Annotated in this window: 18 protein-coding genes; 5 read left to right on the top strand and 13 right to left on the bottom strand. The window is 40.4% G+C overall.

Features of this window, described 5'->3' with window-relative positions; translation table 11 throughout:
* Positions 1-53: 53 nt before the first annotated feature.
* Positions 54-2624, bottom strand: coding sequence for a bifunctional lysylphosphatidylglycerol flippase/synthetase MprF (gene mprF / locus MHI08_RS04065; RefSeq protein ID WP_025093478.1), 2571 nt, complete (start codon positions 2622-2624; stop codon positions 54-56).
* Between the two features lie 168 nt (positions 2625-2792).
* Here mprF and MHI08_RS04060 point away from each other — a divergent pair, with 168 nt between their 5' ends.
* Positions 2793-3272, top strand: a complete 480-nt coding sequence (locus MHI08_RS04060) for a MarR family transcriptional regulator (protein ID WP_024425228.1) — start codon at positions 2793-2795, stop codon at positions 3270-3272.
* A gap of 22 nt (positions 3273-3294) precedes the next feature.
* On the opposite strand, the gene MHI08_RS04055 is transcribed toward MHI08_RS04060, so the two are convergent.
* The 4 genes from MHI08_RS04055 to MHI08_RS04040 form a co-directional block, all read right to left on the bottom strand.
* A complete protein-coding gene (locus MHI08_RS04055) occupies positions 3295-3576 on the bottom strand; it encodes a hypothetical protein (RefSeq protein WP_056767788.1) in 282 nt (93 codons plus the stop codon).
* 12 nt (positions 3577-3588) lie between these two features.
* Complete coding sequence (locus MHI08_RS04050) at positions 3589-4116, bottom strand: YfiT family bacillithiol transferase (protein WP_056767784.1); 528 nt, start codon at positions 4114-4116, stop codon at positions 3589-3591.
* The gene (locus tag MHI08_RS04045; protein WP_056767781.1) at positions 4113-5138 is read right to left on the bottom strand and encodes a zinc-binding alcohol dehydrogenase family protein; all 1026 of its coding nucleotides are present in this window, start codon (positions 5136-5138) and stop codon (positions 4113-4115) included. Before MHI08_RS04045 ends, MHI08_RS04050 begins: the two co-directional genes overlap by 4 nt.
* A 90-nt stretch (positions 5139-5228) precedes the next feature.
* Entirely contained in the window at positions 5229-5732 is a 504-nt protein-coding gene (locus tag MHI08_RS04040; protein WP_342500028.1) for a hypothetical protein, read from the bottom strand.
* Between the two features lie 136 nt (positions 5733-5868).
* Between MHI08_RS04040 and MHI08_RS04035 the strand changes: the two genes are divergently transcribed.
* Entirely contained in the window at positions 5869-6195 is a 327-nt protein-coding gene (locus tag MHI08_RS04035; protein WP_103132717.1) for a YnfA family protein, read from the top strand.
* Positions 6196-6256: 61 nt separating this feature from the next.
* On the opposite strand, the gene MHI08_RS04030 is transcribed toward MHI08_RS04035, so the two are convergent.
* The 4 genes from MHI08_RS04030 to MHI08_RS04015 form a co-directional block, all read right to left on the bottom strand.
* Positions 6257-7297 carry an NAD(P)/FAD-dependent oxidoreductase gene (locus tag MHI08_RS04030; RefSeq protein ID WP_073204376.1) on the bottom strand — a complete coding sequence of 347 codons (1041 nt, stop codon included), beginning with the start codon at positions 7295-7297 and terminating at the stop codon, positions 6257-6259.
* A gap of 152 nt (positions 7298-7449) precedes the next feature.
* Complete coding sequence (locus tag MHI08_RS04025; protein WP_342500027.1) at positions 7450-8079, bottom strand: rhamnogalacturonan acetylesterase; 630 nt, start codon at positions 8077-8079, stop codon at positions 7450-7452.
* A gap of 151 nt (positions 8080-8230) precedes the next feature.
* The gene (locus MHI08_RS04020; RefSeq protein WP_103132720.1) at positions 8231-8695 is read right to left on the bottom strand and encodes a DUF6884 domain-containing protein; all 465 of its coding nucleotides are present in this window, start codon (positions 8693-8695) and stop codon (positions 8231-8233) included.
* Complete coding sequence (locus MHI08_RS04015) at positions 8692-9240, bottom strand: VanZ family protein (protein WP_342500026.1); 549 nt, start codon at positions 9238-9240, stop codon at positions 8692-8694. Before MHI08_RS04015 ends, MHI08_RS04020 begins: the two co-directional genes overlap by 4 nt.
* A gap of 176 nt (positions 9241-9416) precedes the next feature.
* Here MHI08_RS04015 and MHI08_RS04010 point away from each other — a divergent pair, with 176 nt between their 5' ends.
* From MHI08_RS04010 to MHI08_RS04000, 3 genes are all read left to right on the top strand, one after another.
* On the top strand, positions 9417-9995 hold the full coding sequence (locus MHI08_RS04010) for a TetR family transcriptional regulator (protein ID WP_039183028.1): 579 nt from the start codon (positions 9417-9419) through the stop codon (positions 9993-9995).
* A 274-nt stretch (positions 9996-10269) separates the two neighbouring features.
* Positions 10270-10614 carry an SMR family transporter gene (locus MHI08_RS04005; protein WP_003217798.1) on the top strand — a complete coding sequence of 115 codons (345 nt, stop codon included), beginning with the start codon at positions 10270-10272 and terminating at the stop codon, positions 10612-10614.
* Positions 10615-10929, top strand: a complete 315-nt coding sequence (locus MHI08_RS04000; protein ID WP_003217878.1) for a multidrug efflux SMR transporter — start codon at positions 10615-10617, stop codon at positions 10927-10929. It begins immediately after the preceding gene.
* A 53-nt stretch (positions 10930-10982) separates the two neighbouring features.
* Here MHI08_RS04000 and MHI08_RS03995 read toward each other — a convergent pair whose 3' ends face one another.
* From MHI08_RS03995 to MHI08_RS03980, 4 genes are all read right to left on the bottom strand, one after another.
* The gene (locus MHI08_RS03995; RefSeq protein ID WP_286098992.1) at positions 10983-11795 is read right to left on the bottom strand and encodes a leucine-rich repeat domain-containing protein; all 813 of its coding nucleotides are present in this window, start codon (positions 11793-11795) and stop codon (positions 10983-10985) included.
* 396 nt (positions 11796-12191) lie between these two features.
* Complete coding sequence (locus tag MHI08_RS03990) at positions 12192-12518, bottom strand: hypothetical protein (protein ID WP_286098991.1); 327 nt, start codon at positions 12516-12518, stop codon at positions 12192-12194.
* Positions 12511-13113, bottom strand: coding sequence for a sortase (locus MHI08_RS03985; protein ID WP_286098990.1), 603 nt, complete (start codon positions 13111-13113; stop codon positions 12511-12513). The genes MHI08_RS03990 and MHI08_RS03985 overlap by 8 nt, the downstream gene beginning before the upstream one ends.
* Before the next feature lie 21 nt (positions 13114-13134).
* A complete protein-coding gene (locus MHI08_RS03980) occupies positions 13135-19287 on the bottom strand; it encodes a SpaA isopeptide-forming pilin-related protein (protein WP_342500025.1) in 6153 nt (2050 codons plus the stop codon).
* Between the last annotated feature and the right edge of the window lie 701 nt (positions 19288-19988).

Genomic DNA, 19988 nt, shown 5'->3' with positions numbered 1-19988 from the left:
TATTCTTTTGTCTAAAAAAACCTTCACCTAGTGAAAGGTAAAGGTCTTTTGGTTTATGGACGGCGCTTTCGATTTGGGTCCATCCCGATCAGCTTGGTGACAAGTACCATTGTGACAGGCAGTGACGTATTCTTTTTATACGCTAAATATTTCCCGCGCCATTCAGGCTTATATTTCTGTTTAAATGACCGTAAACCGCTGAAGCTGTACATGTATCTGACATTGTTGAAAATAACACTCGCCAAACGCTCCGTAAGAAAGGACTGATGGAACGTCCCCACATTCGATAAAGGTGCCATTCCCATGTTAAACGATTTGTAGCCTCTTTCTTTCGCCCATTGAAATAGGTGGATAAACAGCGCATCCATCATCCCATTCGGTGCATCATGCATATGACGCATTAAATCGATGGAAATCTCCCCTTCTTGATACATCGGCATCAATGATACAAAGGAAATGATCTGCCCTTGCTCATCCTTTAGAATCGCAATCGGTGCTTTTTGAAGATAGTCTTCTTGAAAATAACCGAGCGAAAATCCTTTTTCTTTTTTCTTTCCGAGCCAGCTGTCAGAAATCTGCTTTAAGGTTGAGATCAACTCATTTGAAAAGGGAGGTTCCAGCATTTCAAAGGTGTAGCCTTCTCGTTCAAATTTATTCGCCACAGCTCGTAAATTTGATTTTTTCTTACCTGACAGAGTAAACGTTTCTAAATCGACCATGGCTTCTTCCCCAAGCTTAAAGAAGTGAAAGCCTAAGTCATGATAAAGAGCCATCCCTTCTCGTTCTACTTGATAAAAAGCGACGCGGTAGCCGGCTTTTTCTGTCTCCTGTAAAAACTCTTCAAGTACAAGCGGATAAGACGCCTCACGTCCAGATGGATCTCCGAGCACAATGACGCAGCGGCCAATTCGCCCAAACTGAAGCATTGCTTCTCCATCACTTGAGAAAAATAGTTTTTTGTCGCCTAAAAAGCCAAGATGACTGAGGGCATTTCCGCCCTTTTCTTCTAAAAACGTTTTTAGTTTTTCCTCATCTGCTTTTTCTCCAATCGGAAATGCTTTCTTATTAAAGATCAGTTTACTAATGAAGAAGAAAAGCGGGACACCGATGAGAGCGATCATGCTTGTCATCGTGATATGCCGTTCATTATGCACCAAGTAATCCTTACTCAAGAAATGCCCAATTTTTGTCCAAATAAAGTTGCCAATAACATTATAGTTAAAGAGCACGAATAAATAACCAGCGGCAGCCGCCACAAACTGATACAAGGAATAAGGTGCCTGCTGCTTTACAAATTGATTTCGAAGAGAGAAAAACACAGCCATGATGACTGGCAAAATAAAAATCAAACTGAGGTTAAACCCCTTTAACAAAGTAAACACAAAACCGCCTGCTAAAGAGATCATTGTCAGCACGTATGATCTTTTCGTTCTTTTATACACTTCAATGGACAAAATCATCAGAATGATTCCGAACATTAAAGAAAGACCATTAAATCCTGATAACAGAAAGCGTGGAATGCTGGTAATCACACCTAATCGATCGACTGGAAGCACAACAGATGCCATGATAAGCAAGCCGCTTCCAAAGGTTAAAATCGATAAAGATCCGTACAATAAACGGATTAATAAAGCACGGTGCAAAACAATTAAAACGTTCGTCGTTTCAATGGCAGGTGCCATTTTCGGATTGCCTTCAAGACGTCTAAGCGTCGTTCCCGTTAAATCGTAAGCAGCTAGACAAAGCCCTAAGATAAACGGGAAAATCGAGTACACGAAGCGGTACAAGACGAGCGCCGTCAGCACCATCTCTTTATCAAAACCAATGTATTGCATGCTCAGTAAAAAGATAAGGTCAAACGAACCAAATCCGCCCGGAACCATACTGATTAAACCGCCGATTGACGCAATCGCAAATACACCTAAGACTATTCGGACATCGACATTCATCCCCATAGAGACGACAGCCATGTACATGACAAGTCCAGCTGCCAGCCATTCTAAAAACGATGCACCGATATAAGCGTAAATTGGATGCTTTAGTCCATTTTCACCGCTCTCGATCGAGCTTTTTCGAATGGATGCCATGACGATATAAATCGGTACAATACAGGCAAAGATAATGACAAATGCCCATAGCCACGGCTCCTGGCTGATAATACTTTCAACAGGAAGCACCCTGACCAAGATCAAATCACTGAAAATAGATAAGCCCAAAAGGACAGAGGAAGTCAAAAGGGCAATGCCTTTCAGCAATTTTTTCGTATCTGTTATGTACTCCTTATAGAGAAGCGTTCTAAGCCCTGCTCCTGATAGACCGCCAAATCCAAGAACACTGTTAAAGGAGTTCGCAATCCATGAAATGCGTATCGTTTTCCAGCCGCTGATGGGCATATCAAGGCTTTTTCGTAAAATAAAATCGTATAAGGACATCGATAAAACCGCGACAAGTCCAAGAAAGACAAGAATAAACAAGTCCATTCGGTTCAAGCTGTCAATAATATAAAACGTCTTTTTAATGGAAAGTCCGCTCAGCTCCTGCTTCGCGACAAAAATCAAGACAAGGATAATGACGATCGGAAAAAGCATTTTTAAGATCGTCATACCCGTTTTTTTGTTCCACATGTTTTTCCCAACTTTCTAGGTTGCTTCATTATTTCAACTGAACATTATTATACAACAAATACCACTTGATTCATGCAGTTTAACATTCAAAAGCTTGACGAACCTTTCAATTAGAAGTAAAAATCAGTAATATAAAGAAAAAGAGCCGCTTAAAGGAAGTGAACAAGCGTGGAATATAATATTCATGACACCACCGTATTAAAAGAAGAGATTCTATCTCCAGAAGAAAAAAAGACATGGGTTCTTTATATGAAAGTGCTCACAGCTGCAGGTCTTGGAGATGTTTCTGAATGGATGAAGCTTGATATGAGTATGCCTCAAATGAAGGTGCTCATGCTGCTCAATAACCATGGCTCTCTCAAAGTATCCGAAATCGCTGAAAAAATGGGCGCTTCTTTGTCCAATATGACAGGTCTGCTTGACCGGTTAGAACAGTCTAACTTTGTCGTGCGAAAGCACTCTGAGCGTGACCGGAGAATCATTGTCGTAGAACTGACAGAGGAAGCGAAAAATATTTTCAGAAGTATTTATCAAAAAGGACACGAAAAAATCAAAAATTCCCTGCAGCGGCTCAATGACGAGGAAAAAGAAAAAGTCAATGAAGGCCTTGCTATCTTAGAAAAAGCACTGCGTCCTGAACGCGGCTAAACATGAAAAGGGAAAAAGACGGTCACTTGTTGTCCGTCTTTTTTGTTTCTTCTACTTGTCGATCTGGTGTGAAAAGATTTTTACGAATGACTTCCCTGTCATCCCATAAAAGATAGGCTAAGCCAATGATGAGGAAAAAAATGATGATCCACGTACCGCCAGGAATCAGCTGTTCAAGTTCCTCAATCGTTCTTTCTGAGCCTAAGCTGTTACTATAGCGTATCTCCAAAAGAGCATATTTCGCTATATAAAACAATGCCGCCATACAGATAAACATGGCGCCGACAATTCTTCTTCCAGACATGCGTTTACTCCTTTAATTCCACTGATTTCTTTTGATTAATTCCGTGATATGGGCAAGGTGATGCTTTGAATGCCAGACGTACATTCCTGCTGCATCATATAAGGATACCGTTTGTTGATCGGATGGATGATAATAAGAAGCGTTGAAGTCATCCTCTGACATTCCCCGCAGTAAAGTGACCCACCTGCGATGCAAACTGCTGATCAAAGGCTGGGATAAACTGATGGGCGCCTTGCTGTCAGGAAGTGAGGCAAATCCCTCCTGATCATATGGACGTATGTCAGGTGTATCTTCTGTGAGAGCAAGCTTGAATCGTAAGTATGCATTTAGATGGCTGTCTGCTACGTGGTGAATGAGCTGACGAACAGTCCATCCTCCCGGCCGATAAGGTGTATCAAGCTGAGCATCTGTCAGCGGTGCGGTCACCGCTTCATACTCTTCGGGGATTGCAGCCAGCTCATCAATCCATGCTTCAAGCTGTGCTTTCGTTTTTGTTTCAACCGGTTCATATAAGCCAATCGGATATTGTAATGACGTCATACGCTCTCTCCTCTCTCAAATCCTTCAAGTACAAATTTTCCAATCATCTTTCCTTGCTCAAGCGTTTGATGTGCCTGCTTTAAGTTAGCAGCATTGATCGGACTGAGAACCTTTGTTAAGGTATGCGTTATTTTTCCCTGCTCAAATAACTCACCCGCCTCTGTCAAAAGCTCATGCTGTTTGATCATGTCCGCTGTTTCATACATAGGGCGTGTGAACATGAATTCCCATACAAATGCCGCACTTTTATTTTTGAGTAATTGAATGTCTAGGTTGTGTTCGTTTTCGACAATGGTACAGATCGTGCCTTGCGGTTTTATCGCTTCTGCCATGCCTTTGAAATGTCCATCTGTATCATTTAAGCATAAAATAAAATCCACTTCGCCGATTCCTTTTTCCTCGAGCTGCGCTAAAAGCGGCTGGTGATGATCAATGATATGATCGGCACCTAATGACAGACACCACTCTTTTGTTTCTGGTCTTGATGCGGTAGCGATCACGTTTGCCTTCGCTAATTTGGCTAGTTGAATGGCGATAGACCCAACACCGCCTGCACCACCAATGATCAGCAAGGTTGAACCTTCAGCATTCCGCTTCATATGCATCCGGTCAAATAAAGCCTCATAAGCCGTAATTGTTGTAAGGGGCATCGCGGCTGCTTCTGCAAAGGACAGATTGGCAGGCTTTTTCGCCACAATACGTTCATCCACAAGCTGATATTCACTATTCGACCCTTGACGCGTAATATCTCCCGCATAGTATACGTGATCACCTGGCTGAAACAATGTACACGCTTCGCCCACTTCAACAACCGTACCGCTTGCATCGAAGCCAAGAATTTTCAGTTTTTCTTCCTTCTGATCCTTCGGTGATCTCACCTTTGTATCAACTGGATTCACGGACACAGCCTCTATCTTCACGAGTACATCCCTTCCAGACGCCTTAGGCTTTTCGACCTCCTGATCCATCAGGCTTTGCTCATGCTCAATCGGCAAATACTCCAATAGTCCAACTGCTTTCACTCGCTCGCACTCCCTTTCTCTATTCTTTCTTTCCACATTTTATCATAATTTTCTGATGTTTATGGCTGGATCAAACGAGTGATGGCACATTTATAACCTTTTCAGGGCCTTTCGCTCCCTCGCCATGTAGGAAGGACGTGCTTTTTGCAAAGAAGGAACATAAGTGAACCAGCTGTTGGATTTAAAAAATAGCTGAACGTAGTAAAACTGGACGTGCTGTAGAAAAACGATGATCAATAGAAAAAGAGTGAATGAGAGTGTAGATAGATCCGCCCTTCCTTGTATCCATTCATTGATCAATACAATGACAAAACTGAGGATAAGGAGCTGTTCAACTCTTTGCACGAGCTGGCTAAAGACATGCCCGCGTTTTGATAGATCGCCAGACTGGTGCTTTCTAATCTTTCTCGATTTGTAGAACCAAATGATACTTTCTGCTAAGTTATGAGTTATAAAAAGTGCAATAAGCGCACTCGATAAAGGAGATGGGTGATAAAAAATTGGGACTACAAATGGGATCACAAGAAAATAAATGGCAATACATGCGTGTCTGACTGATAAGAGAAATAGGTCTTTTTCTATGGATGTTTTCATGTGTTTCACCTTCATATGTACTACGTTTCATTTGCCGAAATGTTCCCCTTCGCTCCTATCCATTCAATTGAGGTAGAACGCATTCTTTCCTCATGTCATAATAGGGTGTAAATTGGAGAAATTGGAGTGTCCGTATATGATGGTGACGATTGTTCTTTTTTTATTAGCAGGTTTAGCAGAAATTGGCGGCGGCTATTTGGTATGGCTTTGGCTGCGTGAAGCAAAACCTGTCAGCTTCGGGATCGCCGGCAGCCTCATCTTGGTTGTATATGGCATCATTCCAACATTTCAGCAGTTCCCGACTTTCGGACGGGTTTATGCTGCCTATGGCGGTGTTTTTGTCATTCTTGCTGTGTTTTGGGGCTGGTGGGTCGATCGAAAAACACCTGATCTATATGACTGGATGGGTGCTTTGATCTGTTTGGCTGGAGTCAGTGTGATGTTATTTGCGCCTCGCAATTAATGGACCCATATAAAAAGTGCTGCCACATACGGGCAGCACTTTGCTATGTTATTTGAATGATTTAACGAGCTCCAGCTGTTTGTAATTCTTTGTTTTTCTCTTTAAAGCGTTCATTATGAGAGGAAACGTATGCCACTTTTTCAGCTTCTGGTTCGATGTAAAGCTTTGCGCTATTCAGTGCATTGACTCCATCAACAAACGTGCCGGCAATTAAGCGAACCTTGCTTTTATGTGTACACAAGTCGCCTACCGCATAGACGCCCGGTAAATTGGTTTCCATTTTTTCATTGACCTCGATCAGTCCCCATTCACCTTGCTTGAGGCCCCATTCTGATAGCACGCTTAAATCGCCTTTCATCCCGTGATTGACAATCACAGCATCTGTTTCGATTCGTTCTTTTTCACCTGTCTCTATGTTTTGAATGGTGACCGCAGCAATTTTGTCGCCTTGACCATGCAGCTCTGTTAGTTCATGCGGGGTTAAAATTCGTTTGCAAGTTGCCTTCATGTTGGCGACGTTTTTCTCATGTCCGCCAAACATGTCACGGCGATGCACGACGGTGACACTTTCAGCAATCGGTGCAAGGGCATTGGCCCAGTCAACCGCTGAGTCGCCGCCTCCAGAAATCACAACCCGCTTCCCTGCAAATGTCTTGAGCTCCTGGACAGTGTAATAAAGGTTTGTCACTTCATAGCGGTCTGCATGCTCGATTTCAAGTTTCCGCTGAACTGGAATGCCGTGACCCATCGCTAATATGAGGGTCTTTGTCAAATGACGATCACCATTTTCAGCCGTCAGTATGATGTGATTATGTTCATCTCGCTCAAATGACGTGATTTTTTGATTCAGTGCAATCTCTGGTTCAAATGTTTTCGCCTGTGTTTCCAGCTGCTGTATCAGCTGTTCTCCTCTTGTTGGCGGCAAACCGCCGACATCCCAAATGACCTTTTCAGGATAGAGAAGGATTTTTCCGCCAAGGCTTTCGTTGTACTCAAGTACCTTCGTCTTTAAGTCCCGCATCCCACTATAAAAGGCGGTGTACATGCCTGCTGGCCCGCCGCCAATAATGGTGACGTCAAACAATTCAAGCTGCTCTGTCATTTGAGTCCCTCCAGTTTTCCATCGAATGATCTATTTATCAGTGATATTGATTCTCATTATCATATGTATCTATTGTAGTCTACTCTAGTGAGGGGAATCAATAGCTTTCTGCAAAAAAGAACAGGACGAGCGCTCACTCGTCCTGTCATCCATCACACAATGGTTAAACCAAGGTCTTTTAATTCAAGAGAAACAAGTCTTGCAATCGCATCTGCGCCTTCTTTTGTAAAGTGCGTGCGATCCTCAATTCCTGTTGACAGCATAAAATAAGAGGTCGTTTTCTCTATGCCGGAAATTTGATAAAACTGAAGGCTTGCGGTATTTAAATCGACGAGAAGAACTTCTTCTTCATCGGCTAATTCTTTCATAGCGGCACAGTAATCAGGAAAATCATTGATAAATTCTCCGTCTTTTTCATGAAAACGGCCGACTGGCGTTAATAAAAGTGGTGTTGCCCCTTTTGCTCTTGCTCCATGAATATATTGAGACAGGTAGCTTTTATACGTTGTGAAAGGATCTGTATGCCGCTCAGGCTTTTCCTTGGAAGCATCATTGTGCCCCATTTGCGTGAAAAGCCAGTCTCCTGGCTGAATGTCAACCAATATGTCATCAAGGCGTCCTTCTTCAATGAATGTTTTTGAGCTTCTTCCACCAATGGCACGATTCTCGACGTTCACCCCTTGCGCTGTATAGCGGTGTAAAAACTCTCCCCATCCTCCTTGAACAGGACGATCTGGATAAGATGAAACGGTCGAATCACCAGCTAAATAGATGGTTGTCATGTTCATACGCCTCCCTTTTTCATTGAGCCAATTTACCCAAGCATACAAGTATGCTAGTGGCTGCTGAAAAGATATGAAACAATCAGCATCGCTATTTCAATTATTCTCTTTTTAAAGATCAAAACCCTGCTTACCGGTAGATGTGAATGTGTTAAATATGCGGCGGAAGTTCTATTTTTGATTCCACTGCTTGATGTAACGCCTGAAGCATGTAGCCAATTCCTTTATATGGAGCCAGCGGATAATTTGCTTTTTGATGAGGCTGTAATAAAGGGTCGATCACTTTTCGATATTTCTTTCCACCTAGTACCACCAGTTCATCATATGCGAAAAGATTTTTTTGATGAAATTGCTGGCTCAGTTCTTCTCGTGTGATCTGCTTAGCATGCGGTGTACCAAAAGCCACATCATAATTTTCATGTATGATATCATCTGCCTTTAAGAACCCGTGCTTTGCTGATAAGATCATCCAGTCTGAAAAGAACGTTTGAGCATAGCTTTTCGTACGCTGATGCAGAGGACTTAAATAGACATGGTTCGCTGGCTGGCTCCCTGCTTCTGGATCGACATCCCAAATTTTCTTCGCGCCACATGGAATGATACAAACTCGCTTCACTTGATTTTCTCCTTCCTTTTTCGATAAATCTGATACACGATACAGCCTAGCGCTGTGCCAAGTGTATTTAAGAGAATATCATCAATATCACTGCTTCTTGTAATGATACCAGATTGAGAGAACATCCATTGGAGCAATTCGATCATGGTTGACAGGAGAAAGCCCCCAAGAACCGCCTTTTGCCAGCGCATGGTTCGAAAGGCTTGATATAGAAAAAACCCGAGTGGTACAAATAACAATATGTTGCCTGCTAAGTTTAAAAAGACAAGATTTGGATAGCCGTGATGGTAGGCGTGAAGATTTTGATAAATGGACTGCAACGGCATGAGGTTGACACTCACCTGATCCCTTGGGGCGGAAAAACGATTTGGAAAGACCGTCAAATATAATAAAACATTCGTATAAATAAACAGACTGGCAAGGACCAATTCTGTCCGTAAATAAATAAAACGATTGTGCTTTTTTGCCTGTCTGTACCTCATATGTAAATAGAGCGGGACGAGCAGGAGAAAATAAGCAATGGAAAACATAGCACTGGATGTCATACTGAGAGCTGCCCCTTTCTCACATGATGATGCTTGACCATATTTACAGCTTATTCAGGCTTGCCCGCATCTATTCATCACTTATTCTCACATTCAATGAAGAGAAAACCATATTGACAAATCGTCATTTTCTCGCTAAACTGAATGACATTCAGTCATTTAAGGTCGGTGATGATATGTCGAAACGAGAAAAGATTATGCTTGCTGCGATTGATGCGTTTAAAGAAAAAGGCATTGAAAAGACGACCATTTCGGATATTGTGAAAGCAGCAGGAGTAGCACAAGGAACGTTTTATTTATATTTTCCTTCAAAGCTTTCCGTCATGCCTGCGATCGCTGAACATCTGATCGCTCAAATGGTCCCTGCGATCGAAAAGGAATTCACTCAGCATGCAGATGTCCTCGATCAAGCAGATGCGCTTGTTGAATTCATTTTCGCTTTTACAAGGCAATACCGTGATGTCCTTGCCCTCACCTATTCAGGCTTAGCCGCCACCGAGCATTTAAAGGAATGGGAAGATATTTATGAGCCGATTTACAAATGGGTCGCTGCTTTTCTAGAAAAAGCAAAGCAGGACAAACGAGTCCGTGCGAATTTGAACTGTCATTACGCGGCGAAATTCATTATCGGTTTACTCGAATCGTCTGCTGAGCAAATGTACTTATTTACGGAAACAGATACAGAAGAGGTTCTGATTCAAAAGCGAGAGGTGAAGCAATTTCTTCTTTACGCACTTGGCATAGAGACACCTTAACTTAGTACAGCACTTGCTGTACGCAGCGTGTAGACAAACCCTCGCATTCTTTGTCAGTCCTGCGCGCTGGTGCTCACGAATGTCAAATTCGCTCCGCAAAAGTAGCCGTCTTTCCTAGACTTCAAGGTTTTCTATACGCTGAAAAGAAGACAAAGGGCTAAAATAAAGATCATTTTAGCCCTTTGTCGACAATCTGAGTACAGCACTTGCTGTACGCTCTTTTTCGGTTTCAAAATGACGAATCGTCATTTTTAAGTTTTTAGGAGGAAATACAATGAAAAAAAGCTGGATGTATGTTGCACTCACTTGTTTATTCGAATTACTTTGGGTGTTTGGTTTAAATAGGGCTGATGCTGTGTGGGAATGGGCGATCATTATCTGCCTGATCCCAGTTGATTTTTACTTTTTAATGAAAGCCTGCGAGAAGCTGCCGACAGGGACCGTGTACGCCGTGTTTGCCGGAGTTGGAACGATAGGGACATCTTTGATGGATTATGCGCTGTTCGGCGGTTCGTTTTCATTAGAAAAGCTCTTATTTATGGGCATTTTAATTCTCGGGATTATTGGACTGAAAGTGTCTGATGGAGATGCCCATGAGCAGAAAGGAGAAGCGGTATAAATGGGCTGGTTTTTTGTACTGTTGGCCTCTGCCTGCGAAATCGGCGGAACCATTGGCCTCAATATGTTTAGTAAGAAAAAGCAAATCACGACAGGCATTTTATTTGTTGGCGGGTTTGCCTTATCCTTTTTGTTTTTATACGCCTCGTTTTCTTCCGTTCAAGTATCTGTTGCCTATACGGTCTGGATTGGACTTGGAACGGCGGGCTCTGTCTTGTTTAATATGATTCTATTTAAAGAGCCAAAAAACATGATTCGTATACTCAGCTTGCTGCTGATTGTCATTGGAGTGGTTGGGCTGAAGTTGTTTGCTTGATTGAATAACAAGAAAGAAAAAGCAATGGAATTAATTTTCCATTGCTTTTTCAGTTAATTTATATACTTTTCTTGGTACGCTTTAAATTGTTCTTCGTATTTTTGCAACTTTTCCCCATCAACTTTTGAATTTAATTTCGGTTTTCGCTTTCCAATCACCATCACATCTTTATCTACAATAGGACTTGATAAAAAGATGTATGGCGCAAAACGATCACACTTCGTATTTGGGAGGGTGACGGATAACCTGGCATATTCTTCTGTCGGGAATTGGTTCGAAATTTCAAGTTCCTTGAGTCCCTCTAATTCCGATATCGGCTCCAAAGACTCGTCCTTCACTTTTATATTTGATAAGCATAGATATTTTAAATTCTTGAGGTATCTTAAAGGTTGAAGAGTATGTATATTTAATGTATTCCAAATCCCGCCTGACAATTGTAACAATTCTAAACCAGTGTTTTTTTGCAAAGGGGCTATGTCATTCAACTTTGAAAAATCTGTTATGGATAAAGATTTTAAAAACGTGTTTTTTGATAAATCCCATAAACTATGTGCCTTTGTATTCCATTCTAGTGCCAATACTTCAACATCTTTAAGAGAACTGATGATTGATAAATCTTCTACTCTCAGTTCATGCACAAAGAGCATTTTTGGATTAACTAAGCTCAAGATCGTATTGAAATCCTTTTGGTTCACTTTGTAAATCCACAATTTCATCAGGTTAGAAAAAGATTCCAATCTTTCAATATTTTTTGTTTTTCCTGTGATTAACAACTCAGTGGAATTTTCATCTACATCGGCTAAATCATGAACAACTTCTGGTCGTGCATCATTACGAAAAATATATTGGGGGTCTTCTTTTCGCATGCTTTTACCTCCATACCTATAATTAAGGAATAATCTAAATAAATTTTATCAGTATTTTGGAGTCAACACATGATTATCTTTAGCACTTTCTGATATTTCTTCTGAAGAAACAGGGAAAGGGATAAAAACTAGATGATCTTCTTTGGTCGCCAATCGTGATTATGACCTCTGTTTTCAATCCATTTTATAAAATCTTTATCATCTAAAATATGAAGCAGTCATTGGAGACTATCTGCTAGGAAGCGGACTTCTTAGTAGATTATAAAGTTAGTAAAACGACTATATATAAACAAATAAAAGAACTCTAATTCATATACGAATTAGAGTCCTCATGATATGACTGATTTTATTTACCCACCTTAAAATCGAACCCGTTAATCCTTTTTTATTTCTCGTTTAATGGGTGTCTTGCTGCTCGAGCAAGAGATCCATTGCGTAAATCGATTCGCCTTTCTCATCCAATAAAAAGTACACAATCAAAGGCTCTCCAAAAGCTGCTGTCTGCTGCGTGAACAAAACACAGGTGAATTTTTCAATACCAATTGGCAGCTTTCTTTTTAATAAAGGGTGAAGAATAGGCGAAGACCGAATTGTATCTACATCAACTTCCCAACGTTCGTTTTTTAAAGTTGGATAATGCTCTGATAACAATTGGTGTAACATATCGGTCGTGAGCACTGCTTTTCCATTGCATCCATCATTTATTATGTTGATGTTATACATCCGATGGCTGCTCACCCTTTGAAGCGTTGATTCGTATTCCTTTTAAGACAAATCGTTTTTGACCATCAAGTGTACAAGTGATCAATGTCAGTTCATTTTTCCCACGATCCTTTAGTACATCCACATCCGCCGGGTCTATCGTAGCTGAGCTGACAATTTTATATTCGTATGTTTCAGCTTGATGATGTAAGACAACTTTTTCTCCTTTAGGCACCTCTGGCAGCTGACGGAAAAGACGATCGCCTCTATACCCTCTATGCCCTGCAATCGTGAAATTCCCTTCACCTGGCATTTGATGAGATTTAATTTGAGTCAGTGCTATACCTAAATTTTCTTTTGATGTAACAGGAAGCACTTTTTCGTTTAAATCAATTGACGGGATCTCTAGCTCCATCACATCTCGCAGGTCTTCTTCTGACACAGTTAAATGTGGAATAGAAGAAAGGGCATCACTGTCATTTTCTTCAATCATCTTTAATGCCTGCTCCATTGCTGCTGTCTCTTGAGAAGTTCGCCACTCATATAGAAAAGGAACGGAGATGAGCATCAGCCCCGTGACCACCAAAAAGCTGCCTAATAAGGTTCTTTTTTTCATCAATACACTCGTTCCTTCCTTTTACTGAATGGTTCTTCTTCTGATAACAAGAAGAACAGTTCCAGACACTACTAGTAAAATCCCTGCATACATCAAGTAACGCAGCCATTCTTCTCCAGTCTTTGGCAGCTCACCGTTTGAGTCATGAGGCGGATGCTGATCCCCTTTATCTGAGGCTGGAGGATTCGTGTGTTCCTCTTCATTCTTCACTGGTGCATTTTTTACAATCATTGTCTTGATCTCCACTTCGCCCATTTGAATTGTAAAAGCGAGCGGCTTCTTTAAAGCTACATAACCATCTGGTGCTTTCGTCTCTGTGAGTATATACTCTCCAGGTTTAAGCCCTTTGACAATCGCTTCTCCGTCTTTTCCTGTGGTCACAGATTTTATGGTTTTCCCGGCTTTTGTACGAATGTCAAAGGCTGCCCCTTTTAAGGTTCTATCTGTCTGCTGGTCTACCTTTATAATACGCAGACTTCCTAAGATCAAGTGATTCTTCGCTGTTAATTGAAGCGGCTTCTGCTGATTTTTCTCAATTGTGAACAGGATCGGCTTATTATCCAATTCATAACCATGAGGTGCTTTCGTTTCAACGAATTGATATTCTCCCGGTTTTAGATCGTTGATGTGAAGCTTTCCTTTTTGATCCGTTACAAGTGATTTCTTCAACGTTTTTCCTTCTTTACTCAGAAGAGCAAACTCTGCATTTTCCAGCGGATGTCCCTCATCATCGATTTTGGTCAGTTCCACTGCTCCCGGCGTCAGTTTGTTGATCATTTCTACTTTTGCTGGTTTGTCTTGACCTAAACGAATCGTAAATGAGACAGGTGTCTGATCCAATTCATAGCCGGCAATGCTTGCTGTTTCGACAAATTGATAGGTGCCTAGCTTCAGTTGATCGACTGTTAGTTGACCATTTTTGTCTGTCTTTAAGTCTTTCTTTATACGTTGATCGTGCTCATCAAGCAGATCGAAGGTCACTCCATTGAGTAACTGACCATCTTCTCCTTTTTTCTGAAGCTGCACAGCACTTGTCGTCCGAATATTTTCTTTTGTCACTTTCACCAGTTGTTTTGGATTGAAATCAATCTTAAAGTCTACTGGTTCTGCATCTAGTTTATGTCCAAAAGGAGCCTTCGTTTCAACCAATTGGTAAGCGCCTGGTTTCAAATCGTTGACAGTGATGATGCCTTTCTCGTTGGTTGTTAAACCTGACATCAATTCTTTACCATCGTCATTGAAAAGGGTAAATTCTGCGCCTTTCAATCTTTCTTTTTCTTCTCCTATTTTTGTGAGTTCAACAGAACCTTTCTTGAGCTGATTGATTGCCTCCACTTGAATCAACTCTTTTTGACCTAATTCAACTTGAAAGACAAGTGGTTTCGCACTCAATTCATAGCCTTCAAGACTCTTTCTTTCAACAAATTGATAGGTTCCAGGTTTTAGCCCTGCGAAGGTGATCTTTCCATCCTGATTGGTTGTGATTCCTTCTCCTCCTGCCACTATCTTTCCTTTATCATCAGATAGGTCAAAGACAACTCCTTCTAATGATTTCCCATCTTCGCCTTTTTTGTGCAGCAGCACTCCGCCTGTAGTGCGGCTATTTTCTTTTGTCACACTAACCAGCTTCTCAGGGTTAAATGGAATAGCAAAAGTGACAGGTGTTTCATCAAGCTCATGACCGAATGGAGCCTTCGTTTCAACAAACTGATAGGTTCCAGGTTTCAGATCGTTGACGATGATCTTCCCGTTCTGATCAGTGACGAGACCTGTTTTTATCTCTTTTCCATTTGCATCTACAAGCTTAAATTCTGCTCTTTCAAGCACATCATCCTTTTCACCGAGCTTCGTGAGCTGAACAGATCCAGTTTTGAGATCATTGATCACTTTGATCTCTGCTGGTGTTTTTTGTGCGATTTCGATGGTAAAAGGATAAGGTTTATTATTCTTTTGGTAACCATCAACACTCTCTGTCTCCACGAGCTGATATTTGCCCGGTTTGAGGTTGTCGACCAAAATCTTCCCATCTTCATCTGTTGTCAAATCTTTACGCACAACTTTGTCATATTGATCCAAGACTTCAAATCGAACACCTTGAAGTTTCTTGCCATCTTCCCCTTCTTTTAACACTTCTAATGCACTTGTTTCATATAGGTTCTTTTGCGAAATGACGACTGGTTCCTTTGGATCAAGTGGTACTTCAAATTTGATTGGCGTTTCATCTAATACATAACCATCTGGTGCTTTTGTTTCAATGAGCTGATACGTACCTGGCCTTAGTTCGTTTATCGTGATCTTGCCATTTTCTCCTGTGACAAGCGAATCTTTTAACTCATGCCCGTCTTGATCTAAGAGCTTGAACTGTGCACCTTCTAGTCTCTCTCCGCCTTCACCTATTTTGCTCAATTCTGCAGATCCTTTGATGATGTCATTTACTGCGGTGACAGTCGTTGTTTCTGTTTGATTTTCTTTAATGGTGAACGGCCATTTTTGCTGATTTAATTGATAGCCTTTCGGTGCGTTTGTCTCCACAAAATAATAGGAACCTGGCTCAAGATGTTTGAAAAGGATTTCTCCTTTTTCGTCCGTTTTCAAATCGGTTTGGACGGTCTCTCCAGATTCATTTTTCAGTTCAAATTCTGCATTCTCTAATGCTGCACCCGTCTCTTTGTCTTTTTTCGTTAACTTGACATGCTGGCGGATTTCTTGGTTCTGCACCGTCATGCTATTTCCTGTTTTCGCTTGATCTCCTGATTCGTAAGGCTGATCAATCGTGACATGGATCGGTTCCTTGGTTTTAATATAACCATCAGGTGCTTTCTCTTCTGTCACGATATAATCACCATACAGAAGACGATTAAATCGAAGAGCTCCTTCTTCATCTGTTGTCTTTGTACCAATGACGATACCGCTCGCAGCATCTGTCAGAGAAAAACTTGCTCCTTTTAGCGCTTTTCCACTACTCGCATCTACCTTTTTAACGGTTAAAGCACCAATCGATCCTGTGCCATCTCCCATGCCAGCGGTGCGTTTGACCACAATTGAGGCTTCGGATTCCTTTTTGATTTCTTTTACATTTTCACCTCTAAACGTTACTTCGTTTTGAAGTGTACTTCCCACTTTATCTAAAATGAGAGATTGGTATTCTAAAATATATGGCCTTGTGATTTCTTCTTTAAATTTAATTTGAAAAGAATCTGGATCAAATTCAAGGTCTAGCTCATAATCCTTCCCTTTTTCCAGCTCTTCTGCTTTTGTCACTTGCCCCTTTTCATCTATTGTCGTCGAATAGAGATGAAATGAGTTTTCTATTATGGCTTGGTTACTGCTTGGATGGTCTATAATCGTCGCATCTTGAACTGTTGATTGACCAAAGTTGATATTCAGTTTCCAATCAATGACTTTTCCTTGTTGATTTCCTGATTTGCTCGTGTATTTCCCCCCATTTGGAATGGACACCACTGCATTCACATCAGATTCTTTTGTCTGCCCATCATAAAGGGTCGCTTTATTATCGTAGGTTTTCTGTACTAAATCCATTCCTTCAACACTTGTTTGATACGTGATTTTGTATGGAGAATCAATGGCTTTTTTGAAAATCACTTCGAAGCCTGTTTCTCCCTTTTCATTTTCAAGGAATTTGATGTCATAATGTTCTTTCGCTAATACCTCTTTTTCTTCTGCTCCATTTTCCCCGCCTTGTAAATCAAGCGAATAGACGATGATTGAATCTTTAAGCAAACGCTGGTTTCCTTGAATGAAATCCTCGATTTTCGCCTCTTCTAGATGTTTCAAGTTATAGTTCACACCGATATTCCATGTGATCTCTTTTTTCTTTGCATCATAAGTTCCGTTCTTGAAGCCATTTGACTGCGTGTATGTGTCAGGCGTGAAGACAGATTGATTTTCCTTCGTCAAATCTTTGCCATCTTCATTTACCCATTCGAGCTTCACATGATTACGCAAGTTCTTTTGATCTTTATCTGCTCTTTTTTCATAATCAAAAGACGTTGTATATGTGACGGTATGTTCTGTCTTTATTTCTTTCGTAAATTGAATATCAAATCCATTTGCATGTTCAACGATTTGATAATCTGTGCCTTCTTCAAGCACTGTATTACCTGTCGTCACTTTTAAACTATCTTTTTGCAGCGTCAATCCTTCGTTTGTAAACGTATCTTTTAATATCACATTGTTCATCGTTTGTTGATCTTTGTTGAAGGTGATACGCCATGGAATGGTCTTGGTCTTGTAATTCGGTGTTCCATGATTTTTCGTTAGGATTTGCTGGTCAATTCTTTGCTTCCCTTGTTTGCTCTCTTTGCCAGCTGTTACCGTATTGATAATCTCTTCAGCTTCAAAAATTCGCTCGGTTGCTTTTGTTTGATAGGTGATGAGATAAGCTGATTGAATATCTTGATTGAATTGCAAGGTAAACCCGTTTTGTTCATCCTTTTTTTGAGGTTGAACCACATAATTTTCAAACGCTTTTGTTCCAGCTTCGTTGCCATTTTGATCAATTGTGACTTCTTTGACTTGAATGGAATCAGATATCAGCGCCTGTGTGCCGTTAAAGAAGTCTTCTAACAAAGCGTCCTTTTGAGCAATCTTTTTTTCGTTATAGTTATAACGAATTTCCCATGTAATTGTTTGTGTGACTGGGTCGTAGTGCGCGGCTTTTTTATTTAAAGGACTGCCTCTTGTCACATTCACTGTTCCTTCTGCTGAACTGATCACTTTATCACCAGAAACAAGGGATGCTTTATTACGAAATGCAGATTGATCCTGATTCGTAATATCCGTTTCATACATTAAACGGTAAGCTAGATGAACGTCATCTTTAAATTCAATCGTGAAATCTTGACCATCTGCTGTTTGGCCAATTGTGTAGTGGTTTTCGTCAAGCAGCTGACCAATCGATGTTTCTCCATTTAGCTTTGTATCAATACGATAAAGCTTAATTGAATCTTTTTTCAACGCTTGACCTTCTTGAATCGGATCTAACAGTTTCGCTTGTTTCACATCTTCTAAATCCATATTAAAATCTACTGTCCATTGAATGGTTTCAGCATTGTAAGATCGATTTGGTTCTCCCTTTTTAGAGACGTTTGGGCCATTTGGAATGTATTGAATCGGGATTGATATTTTATCCTTTCCTTCAATCGGGGTAATGACCACTTCTTTTTCTTCAGTAATGACAGTTTTTTTATCTAATTGCGTCCACACTTGAAGTGTTCCATGAATATTTGAATATTGTTTAATAAAATCAGTGAATTCGATGGAGGCATTTCCGCTCTCATCTACAGAAAAATAACCAATGGTTGCCTGATTAAACTTCATCTCAAGACGATCGATTTTTTCATAAATCACTAATTCCTCTGGAACCTTGAAATGGAATTCATCCCCGCCATTATAGCTATGACCGTTCGGGATGGCCCACTCATAGTTAATGGAAATCAGCGAGTTGATATCAGGTTTCTCAACTGAATTTCCTTCCTGATCTTCAAAGATTAATTTCGCATCAGTGAGGAGATTTTCTTGTATCAGCGTTTGTTTTGAAACACTTTGCAGCCCTGCACGCTTAGATACGCTCACTTTGTTTTTTAGTAATTCATCTTCATCGTTTTGTTTCGTTTGAGCGGCTTCTTGATTGTTAGAAGCTTTATCTTTCTCAGATGAGATTGAGTCATCTTTTGGAAGGCTTTCTTCACCCTTATTTTGCTTTGTTTTCTCTTCTTGCTGAGTTATACTGGTGACATCGATGTCAATTGATCCTTCTAAATTTGGATCGATCTCAACATCTTCTTTAAATTTCACCGTCACTTCATTTTGTTTTGAAACGGTATACTCGCCAACAAGTATGTTACCCACAGTAATGGGTTCCTTCTGCTCCTTCTCTACCTGGATGGCTGAAGGAAGAGTGAGAACATACGGATATTGTTTTTTTAGATCAATTCCTTTTATAGACCAATGCACAGTGGCCTTTCTTACTTGCTGATCTTCCATGCTTGATAACTTATTGCCTTCGCTATCAGCAAATTCAATATCCCCATAAATGTTTTCTTGAATTTCTTTTGCTTGTGCCCCTGCTAAAGGCAAGACTCCTAATATACTAGACTGTATGACTAGCACTGTAATGAGTGCCAGCGACAATATTCTTTTCAATACATCCACCCTTTTCTAAAATTAATTTTCAACAACGATAAAAAAATCATTAGTATACTGTCAGATCAATCACCCCGCTTCTGATCAATATTTTCTAAAAATTGCACCTTAAGACCCTATGAATAAAATGAGTTGATCAATCATGAGCTTGTAAGGTCATCATGAGTAGTGGATTGAGTAAATGGATTGGGGTCTATAGAAATGGGGAATAGTGAGAGGATCGTGAAAAGATTAAATGTGAATTTTTATATTTATACTGGAATGAACAATAAACGATGTGTACATGCATATATAAGCATGTATTCACATATGGTTCGTTCATATGAAACAAGCATGTATCATATCGTATGTAAGGTGAGTCAGTTCAGCATTATATAAATCGCATTCCTTTCTACTCCCTTTCATATGGTAATCAAAAATCTGCTGCGTTTTATTCTTACATTTACCGTTTCAACAGCAATAAAATAAACTTAAATATCTAAAATGATCCATTTTTATAGGATTCATGGCTTACTTATCACCTTTTAAAAGAAATATATGGAGAATCAGGGAATAACATTTGTTTTCGTCTAATTTTTTTCTCTTTTATCATGAAAAGTGAAGACAAAACGATTTAGCCTAAACATTAAAATCATTTTATGCCTATTTAGAAAATCAAATGTTCTTTAAGTGAACTTCATCATATAGAGGCAAGCCAAGGGAAGGAGTTA

It is taken from the genome of Bacillus sp. FSL M7-0791 (assembly GCF_038627085.1).
Classification (GTDB): Bacteria; Bacillota; Bacilli; order Bacillales; family Bacillaceae; genus Bacillus; species Bacillus safensis.
The sequence above is the reverse complement of the archived record's forward strand: the minus strand, read 5'-3'. Positions and strand labels throughout refer to the sequence as shown.